General features: G+C 61.0%; 1 protein-coding gene. It reads right to left on the bottom strand.

What is annotated here, in order from left to right; translation table 11 throughout:
• Positions 1–68 precede the first annotated feature (68 nt).
• On the bottom strand, positions 69–974 hold a 906-nt coding region (locus ACUXUR_RS26745), incomplete at its 5' end, for an IS481 family transposase (RefSeq protein WP_445505380.1).

The following is a 974-nucleotide window of genomic DNA, read 5'->3' as shown; positions in this document are numbered from 1 at the left end:
TGTAGTAGTCGGTATTTGATCGGACAGTTGGCGTCAGAGAGTGATCGGGTCGAGCCTGTCCGACCGGATCAGGCGGCAATCATTTTCTCCTTCGCCAGCGGCACGGCATCCAAGAAGGTTTGCATCGGCGTCTTGCCGAAGCACCACCGGCCCTGGTGCAGCCGCTCCTCATTATAACTCCTCACCCAGGCATCGAGATCAGCCTGGAGCTCCGCAATCGAGCCGTAGATCTTCTTGCGGAAGGCCACCCGATAGAACTCGTTCAGCACCGTCTTGTGGAAGCGCTCCACGATGCCGTTGGTCTGTGGGTTCTTGGTCTTGGTGCGGGAATGATCCACGTCCTCGACGGCGAGATACAACTCGTACTCGTGGTGCTCGGGATTGCCGCAGTACTCGGTGCCTCGGTCGGTGAGTACCCGACACAGCTTCACCTCGTGTGCATCAAAGAACGGCAGGACTCGGTCATTGAGAAGGTCGGCCGCGGTGATCGGGGTCTTGCGGTCGTACAGTTTGGCGAACGCCACCTTGGTGTAGGTGTCGATGAAGGTCTGCTGATAGATGCGCCCGACCCCTTTCATGTTGCCGACATAGAAGGTGTCCTGACCGCCGCAATAGCCGGGGCACTCGCTCTCGAACTCGCCATGCGCTTCCTTCTCGGTCTTGGCCTGCTCCAGTGCGGCGAGCTGGCTCTCGGTCAGGACCAGACCCTCCTGAGCCACTTTCGCTTCTAAGGCTTTGAGCCGCTTCTTCATGGTCTCGAGGTCATGGCGCTGCCAGACCCCGCGCACGCCGGCGGGCGAGATCGAGTGACCGCGCTTGCGCACTTCATTGGCGATCCGGATCTGACCGAAGGCGGGCTGTTCCAGGGACAGCTCGATGATGACCGCTTCCACCTCGGCGGGCGTGCGGTTAGCCAGCAACGGCTTACGGCGCGTCAGCTCCTGCAGCGCCATTTCGCCGCCGGTCTCGTAGAG

The organism is Microvirga medicaginis, assembly GCF_052658925.1.
This window is presented reverse-complemented; position numbering and strand designations above follow the sequence as displayed.